Source organism: Burkholderia sp. lig30, from assembly GCF_000687455.2.
GTDB lineage: Bacteria > Pseudomonadota > Gammaproteobacteria > Burkholderiales > Burkholderiaceae > Burkholderia.
The window spans coordinates 41,371-57,814 of the sequence record NZ_JGVW01000057.1 but is presented as its reverse complement, the minus strand read 5'-3'; the positions used below and the strand labels follow the sequence as shown (position 1 = coordinate 57,814).

Genomic DNA, 16,444 nt, shown 5'->3' with positions numbered 1-16,444 from the left:
CGTTGTCTCGTGACCCGAATGCCGCGTTCCGCTCGTCGTCCCTGCCTGCCGCGCGTTGTGAAAGGAACGCGCAATCCTGAAGGGGGACGACGACGGTGTGTATCCGCGACGGCGCACATCGCACGTTCGCGGCTCCACCGGCCGGGCGTGCGGGTCACGCCTGGCCGCGCGGCGGAAAGCTGAAATGTACGACAGTTTTCACGCGCGTTCATCGTCGGGCTGACGCGCGGACGTTGGCTTGCGCGAGCGGCGTGATCCGCCCCCACACGAGCGCGCGGGCGTGGCGGGCTTGAACGGCTTTCGATACGTTTGCGGACCGGCGTGCGTCTTCAGTTGCAACCGCTGATCGGCGTCACGCAGCAGACCGGGGCACCCGCGTAACCGGTGATATGGAAACTGTCCGCCGATTTCTTGGCCTCGCGCTTGGCCGTCGCGGCAAGCGAGGCGATGGCATCGCCGTCGACGTCGAGACCGGGGGCGACCGACACGACGCCGACGGCTATCGTGACGAACGAATAGAAGCGCAGATTGCCGTGACGGTCTTCGGCATGAATGCCGCCCGCTTCGATGTCGCCGGGCGTATAAAGCTGCCGCGCGCCGTCGTTGAAGCGCTGCATCGCCGCGCGAATCCGCGGCTCCCAGTCCTCGCTCTGGTAGAAAACGAGGAAGTCGTCGCCGCCGACGTGGCCGAGGAAATCCCTGCGCGGGTCGCACGCGTCCCTGAGCACGGTTGCGGCGAACTTCAGCATTTCATCGCCCTTCCAGTACCCGTACTGGTCGTTGAACGGCTTGAAGTGGTTCAGGTCGCAATAGCATGCGTGAAACGGCGCGGCGCGCTCGACCAGGCGCTTGATGTGCATGTCGATCGGAATGTTGCCGGGCAGCGACGTCAGCGGGTTCGCATAGCGCGCCGCCTCGATGCGGACCTCCGTCACGGTCCGCACCAGCGCCTCCCCGGTCGCCAGGCCGACATACTGGCCGTTTTCGACGACGACCACGCCTTCCGCCAGATAACGCTGGTCGTCGTTGGTCAACAGCTCGGCCAGCTCGTCCATCGTCGCGCTTTTCTCGATGAGCACGGGCGTCATGTTGGCGAACATCATGCAGCGCTTCCTGCCGAAGATCTCCCTGTGAAACGGGCGCGCGTACGCATTCAGGAAGGTGCGGCGATTGAGCAATCCGACCGGCGTTCCGGCATCGACAATCGCAACAGCGTGCAGGTCCGGGCATTGCGTCAGCACCTCGAGCGCATCGTTGCTGGTCGCGGCGGCCGGCAGCGTCGGCGCGTGCACGACGAGCTTGCTGGCCGAAAAGGCACGCGGCGCCCCTTGCGCGGCGTCGGGAAACACCGTGATCGCCTTGTCGTGGATCGCGGCGAGCGCGGTTTCCTCGAGGCGCCCGGCCAGCACGCGATGCGGTTTTCCGAGCAGGAATCCCTGCCCGTAGTCGATCCCCAGATCGCGGCACACCATCAGGTCCTCGATGTTTTCGAGGCCCTCCGCGACCAGTTGCGCGCCGCTGGATTCCGCGAGCTGACCCAAGTAGCGCAGCACCTCGAAACGAAACGGCGACTTTCCCGCGCCATTGATGATCGATCGGTCGATCTTCACGTAGTCCGGCATCAGGCCGATCCACAGGCTCAGGTTCGCGTTTCCCGAGCCGTAGTCGTCGAGCGCCAGCTGCATCCCGGACTCCCGCAGGAAGCTGACCGCCGATACGAGCGTGCTGAGGTCGCCCGCGTCGGCCTGCTCCGTGAGCTCGATGACGATGCGCTCCGGGTCGAGTTGCAGCGCGTGCAGACAGCCCAGCATTTCGTCCCGGCCGGCAGCGATTTCGCGAATCGCGTCGGCGCTCAAGTTCACGAACAGCTTTCCCGGCACGCCGGCCTGGCTGAACGCCGTCAGCGACACGTGCGCGGCAAACCGTTCCAGGCGAACCCTGCTGCCTTCCAGCTCGGCCAGGCCGAACAATGCCGCAGGACTCTCCAGCGGCGATTGGGCGGGACCGCGGATCAGCGCCTCGAATGCGACGACGTCACCTGAAGCGAGCGCTCCAATGGGCTGGAACACCGGTCGCAGGAGCTGTCCTTTGATGCACTCGGAAATCGATACGTTCACGTTTGCAAACCCCGGGCTAAGAGCCAATTGGCCGCCGGCATCGATTGGGCGCGATGGCACGTCCGGCAAGCTCACGACAACGGCACGCCACACGATTCAATTGACCACCGCCATTCCGCTCGGCTTCGACGAACGGTGTCCGGGCAAAAAAATACGCTTGCTTGCCTCCGGCAGCCGGGCGCGCATTCGGGAAATGTCCAATTCTGCGCCACGGGCCGCCACATGGCATTTAACGACATCTTTATGAAGATAAATAGGCAGGCATCGTGTTGAAAATCATGCCGAAAACGTTTTACTTAATTTAAATTATCTATCTAATAAATGATTTTGATTTGATTTATGTATACGTATATGAAATGCAAGCGTTCTGTTGCCGGAATTGTCCTTCGCCGGACAATCGCAGGTGAAGTTCGCGCCAGACGAAGACAGATGTGCTCAATTGCATGCGATGGCGGGTTCGCGTTCGTTTTCGACCGCCCCGGTCGCACGCGTGCATTGTTGCGAGATTCCCTTTTGTCGCTGCTCGCCGTCCGAGCCACGCCGACGATTTAATGCATTTCCAATCTGGCTTTTCGCGAAGCCAATGAAATGGCGCAAAGCCTTTCGACGGTAGTCGATTCGAGACGGCACAGCCTGATGGGGTCGCGCGCTTCGTCGATATCCGCGCGGCATTGCCGACGTCCGGCGACGAACCTCATTTATTGGCCAGTGGTTGACGAGTCAGCGGTGCAGGTCCCAGACCAAGCGGACGGCGCTCGCGATTCCGGCCCACCGGTCAAGCCAGCCCGGATTGACCCGGTCGCGGCAATGCGGCATCAGCGCGGTCGGCGGCCGGGTTACCGGTCAGCTCGACGGCCGGCAGGTCCGGCAAATCTGCCATCCGTCCTCCTTGAGGCACACGCTTCGGTACGTGATGCGTCTCCGTGACGGCGTAGGCAAGCATTCCTATTTCACTGCGGCCAAAGGCAAAAACAACGCCAACGGGTCATTCGTCAGTTGCATGAATCCGAAATGCCGGTAGAACGCAGCGGCCGTTTCGTCCTTTGCGTCGACCGTCAAGGCCACCGCCGGAATCTCCGATTTCGCGGCGCGCTGCAGCGCGTTGACGAGCAATGCTGCGCCCAGCCCCTTGCCCCGGTATTTCAGGTCGACAGCCAGTCGCCCCATCCGCACCGCCGGGATCGAAGGATATCGGGGCAGCTTGCGCGCGACCTCGTGCGGTAGCTCCTCGAGCGCAACGCTGGCCGCCGACAGAGTGTAATAGCCAGCGACGATGTCACCGTCGAGCATGACGAAGCACGCGGCAACCCGTCGCCGGATATCCTGCGTGACCCGTTCCAGCAGATAACGATCAAGTGCGGGCGTTCCACATGCAAACCGGGACCGATCATGAGCCGCGCCAAGTGCGGCGACAATCAACTGCCCCCCGCTCATTCGTTACGCAGCAGTTGGTCGTGACGATCGATCGCGCGCTTCAGCGCATCGACCGGCTCCGGTGGCGACAAAATCGAGTCGGCAAAGCGCTGCGAATCCGCCAGCGACAAGCGGATCACCTCGGCCTCCGCGATCGCGCGTTGCGCCGCTTCGCGGGCAGCCGAGACAACGAAATCCGACATGGTGCGCCCCTGAATCTCGGCGGCTCGCCGGATCACCGCATGCACGTCTGCCTCAATGCGAGCTTCAAATCGAGTGGTAGCCATAACCATTTACCTCCTGACAGACAAGTGTACGGAAAATCGCCGGGTCGATCAAGAAGCGTACGGAAAATTGCCGGATCCATGGGACGACAGGTACTTGATAGGTCTCAGCACTTGAACCGCACGAACGACGGCCAGGTCTTCGGCCAGAGCGGTCGAAGGGGCACCTGAAACGCCTACAAAAAAAAGGCCGCTCACGCGGAGCGGCCTGCGAGACGGACGGGCACGAAGCCCGTCGCTGCCTCAATCGTCCAGCAGCGACAGGTCGCGCACCGCGCCCTTGTCGGCCGACATGACCAGCTTGGCATAGGCCTTGAGCGCGGCCGACACCTTGCGCGGACGCGGCTTGGCGGGCTTCCAGCCCTTCGCGTTCTGCTCGTCGCGGCGGCGCGCCAGTTCCTCGTCGGACAGCAGCACGTCGATCGTGCGGTTCGGAATGTCGATGCGGATCCGGTCGCCATCGCGCACGAGGCCGATCGCGCCGCCGGCTGCCGCCTCCGGCGAGCAGTGGCCGATGGACAGGCCCGAGGTACCGCCCGAGAAACGGCCGTCCGTCAGCAACGCGCAGGCCTTGCCCAGGCCCTTCGACTTGATATAGCTGGTCGGATAGAGCATCTCCTGCATGCCGGGGCCGCCCTTCGGGCCTTCGTAGCGCACGATCACCACGTCGCCGGCCTTGACCTTGTCGTTGAGGATGTTCTCGACCGCCTCGTCCTGCGATTCGGTGACGTGGGCCGTGCCCTCGAACACGAGGATGCTCTCGTCGACGCCGGCCGTCTTCACCACGCAGCCGTCGAGCGCGATATTGCCCGTCAGCACCGCCAGCCCGCCTTCCTTGGAGAACGCATGCTCGTACGAGCGGATGCAGCCCTCGGCGCGGTCCAGGTCCAGGCTCGGCCAGCGCGTGTTCTGGCTGAACGCGACCTGCGTGGGAATGCCCGCCGGGCCGGCCTGGTAGAACGTCCTGACCGCCTCGTCCTGCGTGCGGGTAATGTCCCAATGATCCAGCGCGTCCTTGAGCGTGTGCGCGTGCACCGTGGGCACGTCGGTATGCAGCTTGCCGGCGCGCTCCAGCTCACCGAGGATCGCCATGATGCCGCCCGCGCGATGCACGTCCTCGATGTGGTACTTGTTGGTGTTCGGCGCCACCTTGCACAGCTGCGGCACAATGCGCGACAGGCGGTCGATGTCGGTCATCGTGAAGTCGATGCCCGCCTCGCGCGCGATCGCCAGCAGGTGCAGGATCGTGTTGGTCGAGCCGCCCATCGCGATGTCCAGCGTCATCGCATTCTCGAACGCCTTGAAGCCCACCGCGCGCGGCAGCACGCGCTCGTTTTCCTCCTCGTAGTAGTCGCGGGCCAGCTCGACGATGCGGCGGCCGGCGCGCTTGAAGAGCTGCTCGCGGTCCGCATGGGTGGCCACCACCGTGCCGTTGCCGGGCAGCGACAGGCCCAGCGCCTCGGTGAGGCAGTTCATCGAGTTGGCCGTGAACATCCCCGAGCACGAGCCGCAGGTGGGGCAGGCGGAGCGCTCGACCTCGGCCACGTCGGCATCGGAATAGGCCGGGTCGGCCGCGATCACCATCGCGTCCACCAGGTCGAGCTTCTTGAACTCGAGCGCGTGGGTAACGGGATTGGCGAGGCGCGTCTTGCCCGCTTCCATCGGGCCGCCGGACACGAAGATCACCGGGATGTTGAGCCGCATGGCGGCCATCAGCATGCCGGGCGTGATCTTGTCGCAGTTGGAGATGCACACCATCGCATCGGCACAGTGCGCGTTGACCATGTACTCCACCGAGTCCGCGATGATGTCGCGGCTGGGCAGCGAGTACAGCATGCCGTCGTGGCCCATCGCGATACCGTCGTCGACCGCGATGGTGTTGAATTCCTTGGCCACGCCGCCGGCAGCCTCGATCTCGCGCGCGACGAGCTGGCCCAGGTCCTTCAGATGCACGTGACCGGGCACGAACTGGGTGAACGAATTGACCACCGCGATGATCGGCTTGGAAAAGTCTTCGTCTTTCATGCCGGTGGCGCGCCACAGGGAGCGCGCCCCCGCCATGTTGCGGCCGGCGGTGGAGGTTTTGGAACGGTATGCGGGCATCGTGGTTGCTGAAGAAATATCGGAAAAGGGAAGCGGGCCACGGGAATAAGGGCCCCTGCGCGCCCGTGCGAACAACCTCTTGAGCCGCGCTCTGGGCAGACCGAACGATTATCCCACACCGTCTGGCGGTGCGCTGCACCGGGTGGCCGCGCCGGCGGGTCGAGCGGCACACGCCCCCAACGCCGTGTGCCGCTCGACCATCCCGATCAGAAAGCCACGACCATCTTCGCCCAGACCGCCTCGCCGGCCGGCCGGTTTCGTACGAACAGTTCCTTCACCACGCGCGCTTCGAGGCTGACCTTGCTGAACTGATAGCGAATGCCCGGGCCGATCGCGAACACCTGACCGCGGAAGCCGTCGCCCGCGACCGGCTGCCCGTTCAGCATGTCGTCGGTCGTCTGCTTCACGAAATACCCGGAAACCCCCACGTGCGCCTTCGGCGCGACCGCGTAGCTCGCGGAATAATCGATGTGAAACACGTTCCCGGAGTGGTAATGCGTGTCCCTGTTCGGCGCGTTGAAGCTGTACGTCATCTTCGCCGACACCTCGACCTTGTCGTTCGGCAGCCACGACACCGCGAATACCGGTCGCGCCGTATAGTAGTTGTGGCCCGTATTCAGCGCGGCACGCGGATCGTACTGGCCGGTCGGAAACACGAATTCGACGGCCGCCGCGGTCCGCAGCGCCCCGCTGCCCCACGCGATCAGAAACGGGCTGACGATCAGGTCGCCGAGATTGGCCCGGTCGAACGATGCGCCGCCCGCGCTCAGCGCAAGCCGCTCGGCCGGCAGCACCGCATAGCCGCCGAAGCGCCCGCCCAGCAACGACAGGTTCGTCATGAAGACGGGGCGCGCAATCAACACGTCGGCATCGAGCCTGAAATCCGGGACCGATCCGTTGCCGTGCGAGTCGTTGAACCGGGACGCGTGGTAATGGGTGTAATAGAACAGGCCGTACAGGCCCGGCGGCGGCAGCGCGCCCGCGAAAAACGCCTCGGCGCCTTCGCCGATCGTGTCGCTCCCGCCTTCCGTGGCAAGCGCGCCGGAACTAAACGCCATGCCTGCGCACGCCAACAGCGAGATTGCGCCGAGTGTCGCCTTCCGTTTCATCCTTGTCTCCATTTTTCGTTGTACTGATTTAAATGATTGTATTTTTCCGCATGATCGTCTGGCACGATCGCCATGCGCCGAACCTGACGGCACATGGCGACGGCGCGCTGTCCCGGCGCGCTACTCGCGGAAATGATCGATGAGCAGCCGGTTGAAGCGCTCGGCATGCTCGATCTGCGTCCAGTGCCCGCACTCGCCGAACACGTGCAGCTGGGCCTTCGGAATCAGCTCGAGCAGCCTGAGCGAACTGGCGAGCGGAATCACGCGATCTTCACGGCCATGCACGATGAGCGTCTCGTGCGTCAGCGCACGGATCCTGGCCTCGTCGCTCGCGAGCGCATCGACCCAACGCTGCCGCGGCGCGGGAAACATGTCGGAGAACGCCTGCTGGTAGCCGGGCCTCACGCTGGCCTCGTAGCGCAGCTTCGCGAGGTCGTCGTTCACGAGCGCGCGATCGAACGCGAAGATATCGAGCAGCGCGCGCATGTGCTCGATCGACGGCGTATACCCCCACACCGCGTCGAGCCCCTCGGTCAACGTGAACCGCGTGCCCGCGGCGCCCATCAGCACGAGCCGGCCCACGCGTTCCGGCGCCTTGATCGCCAGCGCGATCGCCAGCGCGCCGCCGAACGAATTGCCGACCACGTGTGCCCGCTCGATGCCGAGCGCATCGAGCAGGCCGAGCGCGTGATCGACCCAGTTGTCCATCGAGTAGCGATACCCGGCCGGACGCTCCGTCTCGCCGAATCCCGCCATGTCGGGCGCGATCACGCGAAACTGCGTCGCCAGCGCCGGCATCGTGAGCCGCCAGTTCGCGTAGGCGGTCACGCCCGGCCCCGAACCGTGGATCAGCAGCACCGGCTGACCGTCGCCCAGATCGTGATAGTTCGTCTCGATACCGTTGGCCGAGATCCGCCGGCCGATTTCCGGATTGGTTTGCATCGCGTTATCCAGTGTGTGAATTGACGTCGCGCATCAACGCCCGCGCTTTTTCGCGCTCTGCCCGCCGATGCCGAAATGCGCCTTCGGCATCTCGGTGAGGATCACCCGCACCGAATCGACCGGCGCATCGATCGCCCGATGAATGGCCTCGGTGACTTCGGCGATCAGCCGCTCCTTCTTTTCGTCGTCGCGGCCTTCGAGAATGTAAAGATGTGCAATGGGCACGATGTCCTCCTTGTCAGATGAAGCGCAGGCCGGTCGAGCCCATACCCTGCGCGCGCAGCGTCACGCTGTCGCCGGCCTCGACGGCCACGGCCTCGGTGATGCCGCCGGACAGGATCAGGCTGCCGGCCGGGATCGATTCGCCGCGCGCGCCCAGGTGGTTCGCGAGCATCGCGATCGCCGCGGCCGGATGTCCGAGCACCGCCGCGCCCGCGCCGAACGCCACCGGCTGGCCGTTCTTCTCGAGCACGATGCCGAGCGTGCGCAGATCGACGCCGTCCACCGCGAGCGGCTGCCCGCCGACGACGAAGCGCGCGGCCGACGTGTTGTCGGCGACGACGCTCTTGAGATCGAACTTGAAGTCGCGGTAGCGGCTGTCGATCACCTCGATGCCCGGGATCACGAAATCGGTCGCGGCCAGCACCGCGCCGATGTGGCAGCCCGGCCCCTTCAGCTCGGCCTTCGTGACAAAGGCGATCTCGGGCTCGACCTTCGGATGGATCAGCCCGGCCACCTTGCATTCGCCGCCGTCCGGCACCGAATAGGTATCGACGAGAAAGCCGAACACGGGCGTATCGACGCCCATCTGGCGCATCTTCGCGTGCGACGTCAGGCCCGCCTTGTAGCCGACGACGCGCGCGCCGCGCGCCAGGTGCCGCGCGCGGATCACGTCCTGGATCGCGTACGCATCGTCCCAATCCATGTCCGGGTGGGCGTCGGTGATCTTCGGCGTGTCGCGCGCCTCGCGCGCGCAGTCGTCGAGATGCAGCGCCAGCGAGTCGATGAGATCGTTCGTCAGTTTCATGCCGCCTCCTGGTTGGCCTTGCCCTGACGCTGCCGGGCGAGCGTCAGCGCGGTGTCCTCGATCATGTCTTCCTGGCCGCCCACCATGCCGCGCCGGCCGAGCTCGACGAGAATGTCGCGCGCCGGCACGCCGTACTTCTCGCCCGCGCGCTTCGCGAACAGCAGGAACGAGCCGTAGACGCCCGCATAGCCCAGCGTGAGCGCATCGCGGTCGATCCGGATCGGGAAATCCATCATCGGCACGACGAGGTCTTCGGCCACGTCCTGGATCTTCCAGACGTCCACGCCGGTCTCGATGCCCATCCGGTCGCAGACCGCGACGAACACCTCGAGCGGCGTGTTGCCCGCGCCGGCGCCGAGGCCGGCCGCCGCGCCGTCGATCCGGTTCGCGCCGGCCTCGATCGCGGCGATCGAATTCGCGACGCCCATCGCCAGGTTGTGGTGCCCGTGGAAGCCGAGTTCGGTCTCGGGCTTCAGCGCCTGCCGCACCGCGCCGAGGCGCGCCTTCACGTCGTCGGGCAGCATGTAGCCGGCCGAATCGGTCACGTAGATGCAGTTCGCGCCGTAGCCTTCCATCAGCTTCGCCTGCTTGACGAGCCCTTCGGGGCTGTTCATGTGGCTCATCATCAGGAAGCCCACGGTATCCATGCCGAGCGTGCGCGCGGCCGTGATGTGCTGCTCCGACACGTCGGCCTCCGTGCAATGCGTCGCAACCCGGATCGTGTGCACCCCGAGCGCGTGCGCCATCTTCAGGTGATCGACGGTGCCGATGCCCGGCAGCAGCAGCGCCGACACTTTCGCCTGCTTGAGCAGCGGGATCACGGCGCCGAGGTACGCCTCGTCGGTATGCGCCGGAAAGCCGTAGTTGACCGACGAGCCGCCGAGACCGTCGCCGTGCGTCACTTCGATCAGCGGCACGCCCGCGTCGTCGAGCCCGCTGGCGATCGTGCGCATCTGGTCGAGCGTCATCTGGTGACGCTTCGGGTGCATGCCGTCACGCAGCGTCATGTCGTGGACGGTGATTCGCTTGCCTTTGAGATTCATTGCCATTCCTTGTTCGTCCGATCGTTGAGATGAGGCATGCCTGCCTCGGCCATCGCGTTCGCCGGCATCAGGCCGCCGGCTCCGCGGCCGGCGACAGCGCGAGGCGGCCGGCCAGCAGCTCCTCGGCGAACATCTCGGCGGTGCGCGCGGCGGCGGCCGTCATGATGTCCAGGTTGCCCGCGTACTTCGGCAGGTAATCGCCGAGCCCCTCGACCTCCAGATAGACCGACACGCGGCGGCCGTCGAACACCGGGCCGTTGACGAGCTTGTAGCCCGGCACGTAGCGCTGCACGTCCGCGATCATCGCGTGCACGGATTCGACGATGCGCGCCTCGTCGGGCTCGCCTTCGGTCAGGCAATGCACCGTGTCGCGCATGATCAGCGGCGGATCGGCCGGATTGATGATGATGATCGCCTTGCCCTCCTTCGCGCCGCCGACCTTCGCGACGGCCGCCGCCGTGGTGCGCGTGAACTCGTCGATGTTCTTGCGCGTGCCGGGGCCGACCGAGCGGGACGACACGGTCGCGACGATCTCGCCGTATGCGACCGGCTGCACGCGGGAAATCGCGCGCACCATCGGGATCGTCGCCTGGCCACCGCACGTCACCATGTTGACGTTCATCTCGCCCTTGCCGATATGCTCCTTCAGGTTGACGGGCGGCACGCAATACGGCCCGATCGCGGCCGGCGTCAGGTCGATCATCATCACGCCGAGCGCGTTGAGCTTGCGGCTGTTTTCCGGATGGACGTAGGCGCTGGTGGCGTCGAACGCGATCTGCACGTTGTCGGCCAGCACATGCGGCAACAGGCCGTCCACGCCGTCGGCGGTGGTCTTCAGGCCCAGCTCCCGCGCGCGCTTCAGGCCGTCGGATTCGGGATCGATGCCCACCATCCACACGGGTTCGAGCACGGGGCTGCGCATGAGCTTGGCGAGCAGGTCGGTGCCGATGTTGCCGGGTCCGATCAGCGCGCAACGGATTTTCTGTGTCATGGAAATGTCCTTTTGCCTGTCAGCGACAGGCGTAACGATGAAACTGCCCGGTGCTGCCGGGCACACTGGCCGAAGCCGGCCGCCGGTCCGGTCGCCGGCGCGCGCTTGCCGCAAGCCGGCGATCCATGCGCGCGTCGCCTACGCAAACCGCACCGAGCACGCGCCGATCCCGCCGATCGACACGCGGAAGCTGTCGCCCGCGCGGATCGGCGCCATCGCGGCCAGTGCGCCGGAGAGCACCACCTCGCCCGCCTTGAGCGGAATGCCGAGCCGGCCGAGCGTATTGGCGAGCCACGCGACCGCGTTCACCGGCGAGCCGAGGGCAGCCGCGCCCGCGCCCGTGCCGATCACGTCGCCGTTCTTCTCGAACACCATCCCGCACGTCGCCAGGTCGACGCTGCGGGTGCTCACCGCCTTGTCGCCGAGCACGAACACGCCGCACGACGCGTTGTCCGCGACGGTGTCGCCGATCCGGATCTTCCAGTCGCGAATCCGCGAATCGACGATCTCGAAGCACGGCATCACGCATTCGGTCGCCGCGAGCACCATCGCGTTGGTGACGCCCGGCCCCATCAGGTCGCGCTTCAGCACGAACGCGATCTCGCCTTCCGCCTTCGGCTGGATCAGCGTGTCGAGCGGAATGCATTCGCCTTCGCCGTACACCATCCCCGACAGCAGGTAGCCGAAGTCCGGCTGGTAGACGCCGAGCATGTCCATCACGGCCTTCGACGTCACGCCGATTTTCTTGCCGATCACGATTTCACCCGCGTCGAGACGGCGCGCGACGAAGCGCTGCTGGATCCGGTACGCGTCCTCGACCGACAGGTCTTCGTGTTGCGACGTCAGCGGCGCGATGGTCTCGCGCGACACCATCGCGTCGTACAGCCTGTCGCCGAGCGTATTGATCAACGTAGAGTCCATAAGTCATCCAAATGAATAGCGGATTGTCAGAGCTTGATGCAGACGTTTTTCTGCTCGGTATAGAACTCGAGCGAATGCACGCCGCCCTCGCGCCCGATGCCCGATTGCTTCGCGCCGCCGAACGCGGTGCGCAGGTCGCGCAGAAACCACGAGTTGACCCACGCGATGCCGACCTCGATCGCGCCGGCGACGCGATGCGCGCGCGCCAGGTTGGTGGTCCAGATCGCGGTCGCGAGGCCGTACTCGTTCGCATTCGCGCGCCGAATCACCTCCGTTTCCGAATCGAACGGCATCACGAGCGCGCACGGCCCGAAAATCTCCTCGCGGGCGATCGGCGAATCGTCGCCGAGCCCGGTCCAGATCGTCGGCTGGACCCACGCGCCGTCGCGCAACCCGCCCGGCATGTCCGGCACGCCGCCGCCCGTGACGACGGTCGCGCCCAGCTCGGCCGCCTTGCGGTAGTACGACAGCACCTTGTGGCGATGCTCCTGGCTGATGAGCGGCCCGATCCCCGTACCGGCGTCCTCCGGCCGGCCCGGCTGCAGGCGTTCGGCGCCTTCCTTCAGCGCGGCGACGAAGCGCTCGAACAGCGGCCGCTCGACGTAGACGCGCTCGGTGCCGAGACAGACCTGCCCCGCATTCGCGAAGCACGAGCGCAACGTACCTTCGATCGCCGCGTCGAAATCGCAATCGGCGAACACGATGGCCGCGTTCTTGCCGCCCATCTCCAGGCTGACGGGGCGTGCGCCGTCGGCCGCCGCCTTCATGATCGCCGCGCCGGTGCGGGTTTCGCCGGTGAAAGTGATCGCGTTCACGCCCGGATGGGTGGTCAGGAATTCGCCCGCGGACGCCGGCCCGAAGCCGTGGACCACGTTGTAGACGCCGCGCGGCACGCCGGCCGCGTTCATCACTTCGCCGAGTAGCGCGGCGGTTTGCGGCGTCTCCTCGGACGGCTTCACGACCACCGTGTTGCCACACGCGAGCGCCGGGCCGACCTTCCACGTCATCAGCAGCAGCGGCAGGTTCCACGGACAGATCACGCCGACGACGCCGATCGGGCGGCGAATCGAATAGTTGATCGCGCCCGCGCCGTCCGGCGTCGCCATTTCGAAGGTTTCGCCGGGCACGTTCTTCACGACGTCCGCGAAGACCTTGAAGTTCGCCGCGCCGCGCGGGATGTCGATGTGTCGCGCGAGACTCACCGGCTTGCCGGTATCGGCGACTTCCGCTTCGAGAAAGTCGTCGAAGCGGCGATCGATCCCGTCGGCCACCGCGTAGAGGATCTCGGTGCGCTGCGCGACCGTCAGGCCGCCCCACGGTCCGGACAGCGCCGCGCGCGCCGCCTGCACGGCCGCGTCGACCTCGGCGCGCCCGGCCTCGGCGACGCGGGCGATCAGCGCGTTGTCGAGCGGCGAGCGCTTGTCGAACCAGCGCTCGCCGGCCCGGTATGCGCCGTCGATGAAATTGAGGATGTGCCGCATGCCCGGCTCGGCGCCGGATGGGCCGCGTGCCGCGGCGTTCGGTTCTGTGTCGTACATGATGGTTTCAACCGGTTGTCGTGTTCCTGAATTGAAGAAGTTGGCCCGCGCCGCTCACGGCCCCGCGAGACCGGTCGCGTCGAGTCCTGCGCGCGCGCACGCTTCGTCCTCGGCTTCGCTGCCGCCCGACACGCCGACGGCGCCGATTACCCGGCCACCCTCGACGATCGGCAGGCCGCCGCCGAACGCGACGAAGCGTGGACGCAGCACCAGGCCCTGCCGCACCGCGTCCGAATGACCGGCCAGCACCTCGTGCCAGCGTCCGGTCGGCAAGCCGAAGCTCGCCGCCGTGTACGCCTTGTCGATCGCGATGTCGATCGAATGCAGCGGTGCGCCGGGCATCCGGACGAACGCCGCCAGCACGCCCGACGCGTCGACCACCGCGACGTTCACGCGCACGCCGAGCCGCTCGGCCTCCCGTGCCGCGGCCTGCGCGAGACGGGAGGCCGCGGGCCAGTCGATCACGCGGGTCTCGACGCTCATCGCGCCGTCGTTCCGTGTCATGACCTCTTGCTCCTTTTCGATCAGGTGTACACCGTGGTGAAGGCCTCGTTGAGCTCACCGGAGTGGAAGAAGATGCCGCGCCCCAGCTCCTCCTCGGTCCATGTCGTGACGGGGCGGTCGGGCTGCGCGAGATAGCCGAGGCCCGCAAACGTCTCGTTGCGGTTGCCGCTCGGATCGAAGAAATAGATCGTCGTGCCGCGCGTGATGCCGTGCCGCGTCGGCGCGACGTCGATCTTCACCTTGTTCTTCGCCATCACGTCGGCCGACTTCAGCACGTCGGCCCAGTCGTCGAGGAAGAACGCGATGTGATGAAGACCGTTGGTCGGGCCGCCGACGAACGCGATGTCGTGCGGCGTCGTGCTGCGGAACATCCAGGTCGCCGCCTGGACCGTGTTGTCCGGTCCGACCATCACCTGCTCGGCCAGATGGAAATCGAGGCATTCGGCCATGAAGCGGGTGTTCTCCTCGACGCGGTTCACGCCCGCCTCCGGATTCAGCTCGCACATCAGCAGGCAATGATCGAGCCAGTGCACCGCCGAGCCCGGGACGTCGTCCGGCCACGGGTCCGGGTTCAGCGAGCCGACCGCCGTGCCGACCAGTTCCTTCTTCGCGTAAAGGCGCATCTCGTGCCCGCTCGGCAACGCGAATCGCAGCTGGCGCCCCACCGCGGGCAATGCGCCTTCCGGCAACATCGTGGTCGCGATGCCGTATGCCTCGATACGCTTTTGCAGCGCGTCGAGATCGGCGTCGCTTTCCACCTTGTACGCGACGTGCTTCAGGCCCGCCTGATCGGACTGGCTCAGGATCAGCGAATACTTGTCCCACTCGTCCCAGCACTTCAGGTAGACGTTGCCCTCCGCGTCGCGCATCGTCTCCTGCATGCCGAGCACGCGCTGGTAATGTCGAAGCGCCGCCTCCATGTCCATCACTTTCAGGCTGGCGTGCCCTATCCGCATCACACCCATGATGTGTCTCCTCCTGGTTACTTTTTGAAAAGCGGTGCCGCCCCGTGGGCCGCCCCGCAAAGAAACGGCTTTTGCAGCTTGCCGGCCACCTCCAGTTCGACGTCGCCCTCCGGCGCGACACGGCACGCGAGCGAGTAGCCCGCGCACTCCTCGTCGGCGCTCACGTGTGCGCGGCTGACGGGGCCGAGCTTGCGGATCTCGCCGCGCAGCACGCGAACCTTGCAGACGCCGCACCCGCCGTTCAGGCAGCCGACCGGAATGCCGCGCCGGCCGAGCTTCGCCATCCCGGCGAGCAGCGATTCGCCGGCCGCGCACGAAAAGCGCTCGTCGGTCTGCACGATCGTCACCGTGACCTTCCCCCCGGCCGATCCCATGTCACACCCGCCGGAACAACGGGCTGCGGACCTGCTGCACGTCCGCTGCCGAGATGAACTTCTCGTGGTAGATGTCGCGCTCGAACAGGCGGCCTTGCATCAGTGCCGTGATGCACGCGTCGATCATTGCCGGCGGCCCGCACAGATACGCCTGATGCCCCGAGAAGTCGTTGTCGAAATGCGCTTTCGCGACGTCGTGGACGAACCCTTGCGCGACCGCGCGATCCGATTCGGCCGCACCTTCCGACAGTGCCGGCACGTACGTGAAATTCGGATGGCGCTCGCTCAGCGCGCGGAATTCGTCGTCGTAGTAAAGCTCCTTCGCGTTGCGCTGCCCGTAGACCAGCGTGATCGGCGTGGTGACGCCGCTTTCCAGCAGGTCGAGGATCATCGAGCGTGGGCTCGACAACCCCGAGCCGCCGGCCATGAAGATCATCGGCAGGCCGGCCGAGCGGCGCACGAAGAAGCGTCCGTACGGCCCCGACACATGCAGGCGGTCGCCGACCGCGAGCTTCTCGTGCAGATAGCCCGTGCCGGCGCCGCCCGGCACCTGGCGGACGTTGAGCTCGATCTCGTTCGCGGCCGCGACGTCGCCCGGCGCGTTCGCGATCGAGAACGCGCGCGTCTGTCCCAGTTCGGGAATCCCGACCTGCACGTACTGGCCCGCCTGGAAATGCAGCGGCTGCGCGAGCCGCAGGCGGATCGACTTGATGGTCGGCGTCAGCTGTTCGATACGCGTGACCTCCGCGTCGAAATCCTTGACCGGGATGATCTCAGCGTCCGGGTCCTCGTCGACGTCGGCCTCGAGCGTGGTGTCCGCGAGCAAGGTTGCGCAGCACGCGAGCGCCTTGCCTTCTTCGCGCTCGAAGTCCATCAGCGCGAACGGATTGGCGTCGCCCAGGTCGACTTCGCCGTCGACAATCGCGACCTTGCAGGTTCCGCACAGGCCGTGGCCGCACGCGTGAGGAATGTAGATGCCCTGGCGCAGCGCCGCGTCGAGAACGGTCTGCCCTTCCTCGACCTCGATCGTCGCGCCGAGCGGCTCGATGGTAAGTTGATGGCTCATGATGGTTCGCTCGTCTTTCCGCAATCCCCGGCTGCACGCAGGCAGCC

General features: G+C 66.1%; 17 protein-coding genes. 1 reads left to right on the top strand and 16 read right to left on the bottom strand.

The genetic code is table 11. The annotated features are described in order from the left end of the window. Positions 1–329: 329 nt before the first annotated feature. Entirely contained in the window at positions 330–2,069 is a 1,740-nt protein-coding gene (locus tag LIG30_RS06820) for a GGDEF domain-containing protein (RefSeq protein WP_235510221.1), read from the bottom strand. Positions 2,070–2,091: 22 nt separating this feature from the next. Between LIG30_RS06820 and LIG30_RS26915 the strand changes: the two genes are divergently transcribed. After that, on the top strand, positions 2,092–2,364 hold the full coding sequence (locus tag LIG30_RS26915; RefSeq protein WP_162491944.1) for a hypothetical protein: 273 nt from the start codon (positions 2,092–2,094) through the stop codon (positions 2,362–2,364). 698 nt (positions 2,365–3,062) lie between these two features. On the opposite strand, the gene LIG30_RS06815 is transcribed toward LIG30_RS26915, so the two are convergent. The 15 genes from LIG30_RS06815 to LIG30_RS06745 all read right to left on the bottom strand — a co-directional run bounded on the left by LIG30_RS06815 (position 3,063) and on the right by LIG30_RS06745 (position 16,397). Continuing rightward, positions 3,063–3,551 carry a GNAT family N-acetyltransferase gene (locus LIG30_RS06815; protein WP_038710738.1) on the bottom strand — a complete coding sequence of 163 codons (489 nt, stop codon included), beginning with the start codon at positions 3,549–3,551 and terminating at the stop codon, positions 3,063–3,065. After that, on the bottom strand, positions 3,548–3,817 hold the full coding sequence (locus LIG30_RS06810) for a type II toxin-antitoxin system TacA family antitoxin (protein ID WP_038710774.1): 270 nt from the start codon (positions 3,815–3,817) through the stop codon (positions 3,548–3,550). The genes LIG30_RS06815 and LIG30_RS06810 overlap by 4 nt, the downstream gene beginning before the upstream one ends. A gap of 240 nt (positions 3,818–4,057) precedes the next feature. Next, positions 4,058–5,917 (bottom strand): dihydroxy-acid dehydratase, encoded by a 1,860-nt coding sequence (ilvD, locus tag LIG30_RS06805; RefSeq protein WP_038710737.1) that lies wholly within the window; start codon positions 5,915–5,917, stop codon positions 4,058–4,060. Between the two features lie 206 nt (positions 5,918–6,123). Next, positions 6,124–7,026, bottom strand: a complete 903-nt coding sequence (locus LIG30_RS06800) for a SphA family protein (protein ID WP_038710736.1) — start codon at positions 7,024–7,026, stop codon at positions 6,124–6,126. 120 nt (positions 7,027–7,146) lie between these two features. After that, positions 7,147–7,968 (bottom strand): alpha/beta fold hydrolase, encoded by an 822-nt coding sequence (locus LIG30_RS06795; protein WP_038710735.1) that lies wholly within the window; start codon positions 7,966–7,968, stop codon positions 7,147–7,149. 33 nt (positions 7,969–8,001) lie between these two features. Next, positions 8,002–8,196: a 2-hydroxymuconate tautomerase gene (locus tag LIG30_RS06790; protein ID WP_160326683.1), complete on the bottom strand. Its 195-nt coding sequence runs from the start codon at positions 8,194–8,196 to the stop codon at positions 8,002–8,004. Between the two features lie 10 nt (positions 8,197–8,206). Further along, complete coding sequence (gene dmpH, locus LIG30_RS06785) at positions 8,207–8,995, bottom strand: 2-oxo-3-hexenedioate decarboxylase (RefSeq protein ID WP_038710731.1); 789 nt, start codon at positions 8,993–8,995, stop codon at positions 8,207–8,209. Then, the gene (gene dmpG, locus LIG30_RS06780) at positions 8,992–10,038 is read right to left on the bottom strand and encodes a 4-hydroxy-2-oxovalerate aldolase (RefSeq protein WP_038710728.1); all 1,047 of its coding nucleotides are present in this window, start codon (positions 10,036–10,038) and stop codon (positions 8,992–8,994) included. The genes dmpH and dmpG overlap by 4 nt, the downstream gene beginning before the upstream one ends. Before the next feature lie 67 nt (positions 10,039–10,105). After that, the gene (locus LIG30_RS06775) at positions 10,106–11,029 is read right to left on the bottom strand and encodes an acetaldehyde dehydrogenase (acetylating) (RefSeq protein WP_038710727.1); all 924 of its coding nucleotides are present in this window, start codon (positions 11,027–11,029) and stop codon (positions 10,106–10,108) included. A 138-nt stretch (positions 11,030–11,167) separates the two neighbouring features. Beyond that, on the bottom strand, positions 11,168–11,950 hold the full coding sequence (gene dmpE, locus LIG30_RS06770; protein ID WP_038710725.1) for a 2-oxopent-4-enoate hydratase: 783 nt from the start codon (positions 11,948–11,950) through the stop codon (positions 11,168–11,170). A gap of 26 nt (positions 11,951–11,976) precedes the next feature. Continuing rightward, entirely contained in the window at positions 11,977–13,488 is a 1,512-nt protein-coding gene (locus LIG30_RS06765; protein ID WP_200929646.1) for a 2-hydroxymuconic semialdehyde dehydrogenase, read from the bottom strand. A gap of 54 nt (positions 13,489–13,542) precedes the next feature. Further along, positions 13,543–13,992, bottom strand: coding sequence for a GlcG/HbpS family heme-binding protein (locus LIG30_RS06760; protein ID WP_083493937.1), 450 nt, complete (start codon positions 13,990–13,992; stop codon positions 13,543–13,545). Positions 13,993–14,012: 20 nt separating this feature from the next. After that, a complete protein-coding gene (locus tag LIG30_RS06755) occupies positions 14,013–14,957 on the bottom strand; it encodes a catechol 2,3-dioxygenase (protein ID WP_038710724.1) in 945 nt (314 codons plus the stop codon). Between the two features lie 17 nt (positions 14,958–14,974). After that, positions 14,975–15,331, bottom strand: coding sequence for a 2Fe-2S iron-sulfur cluster-binding protein (locus LIG30_RS06750; protein WP_038710723.1), 357 nt, complete (start codon positions 15,329–15,331; stop codon positions 14,975–14,977). 1 nt (position 15,332) lies between these two features. Beyond that, entirely contained in the window at positions 15,333–16,397 is a 1,065-nt protein-coding gene (locus LIG30_RS06745) for an NADH:ubiquinone reductase (Na(+)-transporting) subunit F (protein WP_038710721.1), read from the bottom strand. Positions 16,398–16,444: the final 47 nt, after the last annotated feature.

What these genes read in the sequence shown, in the direction of transcription:
- LIG30_RS26915 (WP_162491944.1), top strand. Translation starts at nt 2,092, where the DNA reads ATGCACTCGGAAATCGATACGTTCACGTTTGCAAACCCCGGGCTAAGA.
- LIG30_RS06815 (WP_038710738.1), bottom strand. Translation starts at nt 3,551, where the DNA reads ATGAGCGGGGGGCAGTTGATTGTCGCCGCACTTGGCGCGGCTCATGAT.
- LIG30_RS06810 (WP_038710774.1), bottom strand. Translation starts at nt 3,817, where the DNA reads ATGGCTACCACTCGATTTGAAGCTCGCATTGAGGCAGACGTGCATGCG.
- ilvD (WP_038710737.1), bottom strand. Translation starts at nt 5,917, where the DNA reads ATGCCCGCATACCGTTCCAAAACCTCCACCGCCGGCCGCAACATGGCG.
- LIG30_RS06800 (WP_038710736.1), bottom strand. Translation starts at nt 7,026, where the DNA reads ATGAAACGGAAGGCGACACTCGGCGCAATCTCGCTGTTGGCGTGCGCA.
- LIG30_RS06795 (WP_038710735.1), bottom strand. Translation starts at nt 7,968, where the DNA reads ATGCAAACCAATCCGGAAATCGGCCGGCGGATCTCGGCCAACGGTATC.
- dmpH (WP_038710731.1), bottom strand. Translation starts at nt 8,995, where the DNA reads ATGAAACTGACGAACGATCTCATCGACTCGCTGGCGCTGCATCTCGAC.
- dmpG (WP_038710728.1), bottom strand. Translation starts at nt 10,038, where the DNA reads ATGAATCTCAAAGGCAAGCGAATCACCGTCCACGACATGACGCTGCGT.
- LIG30_RS06775 (WP_038710727.1), bottom strand. Translation starts at nt 11,029, where the DNA reads ATGACACAGAAAATCCGTTGCGCGCTGATCGGACCCGGCAACATCGGC.
- dmpE (WP_038710725.1), bottom strand. Translation starts at nt 11,950, where the DNA reads ATGGACTCTACGTTGATCAATACGCTCGGCGACAGGCTGTACGACGCG.
- LIG30_RS06765 (WP_200929646.1), bottom strand. Translation starts at nt 13,488, where the DNA reads ATGTACGACACAGAACCGAACGCCGCGGCACGCGGCCCATCCGGCGCC.
- LIG30_RS06760 (WP_083493937.1), bottom strand. Translation starts at nt 13,992, where the DNA reads ATGACACGGAACGACGGCGCGATGAGCGTCGAGACCCGCGTGATCGAC.
- LIG30_RS06755 (WP_038710724.1), bottom strand. Translation starts at nt 14,957, where the DNA reads ATGGGTGTGATGCGGATAGGGCACGCCAGCCTGAAAGTGATGGACATG.
- LIG30_RS06750 (WP_038710723.1), bottom strand. Translation starts at nt 15,331, where the DNA reads ATGGGATCGGCCGGGGGGAAGGTCACGGTGACGATCGTGCAGACCGAC.
- LIG30_RS06745 (WP_038710721.1), bottom strand. Translation starts at nt 16,397, where the DNA reads ATGAGCCATCAACTTACCATCGAGCCGCTCGGCGCGACGATCGAGGTC.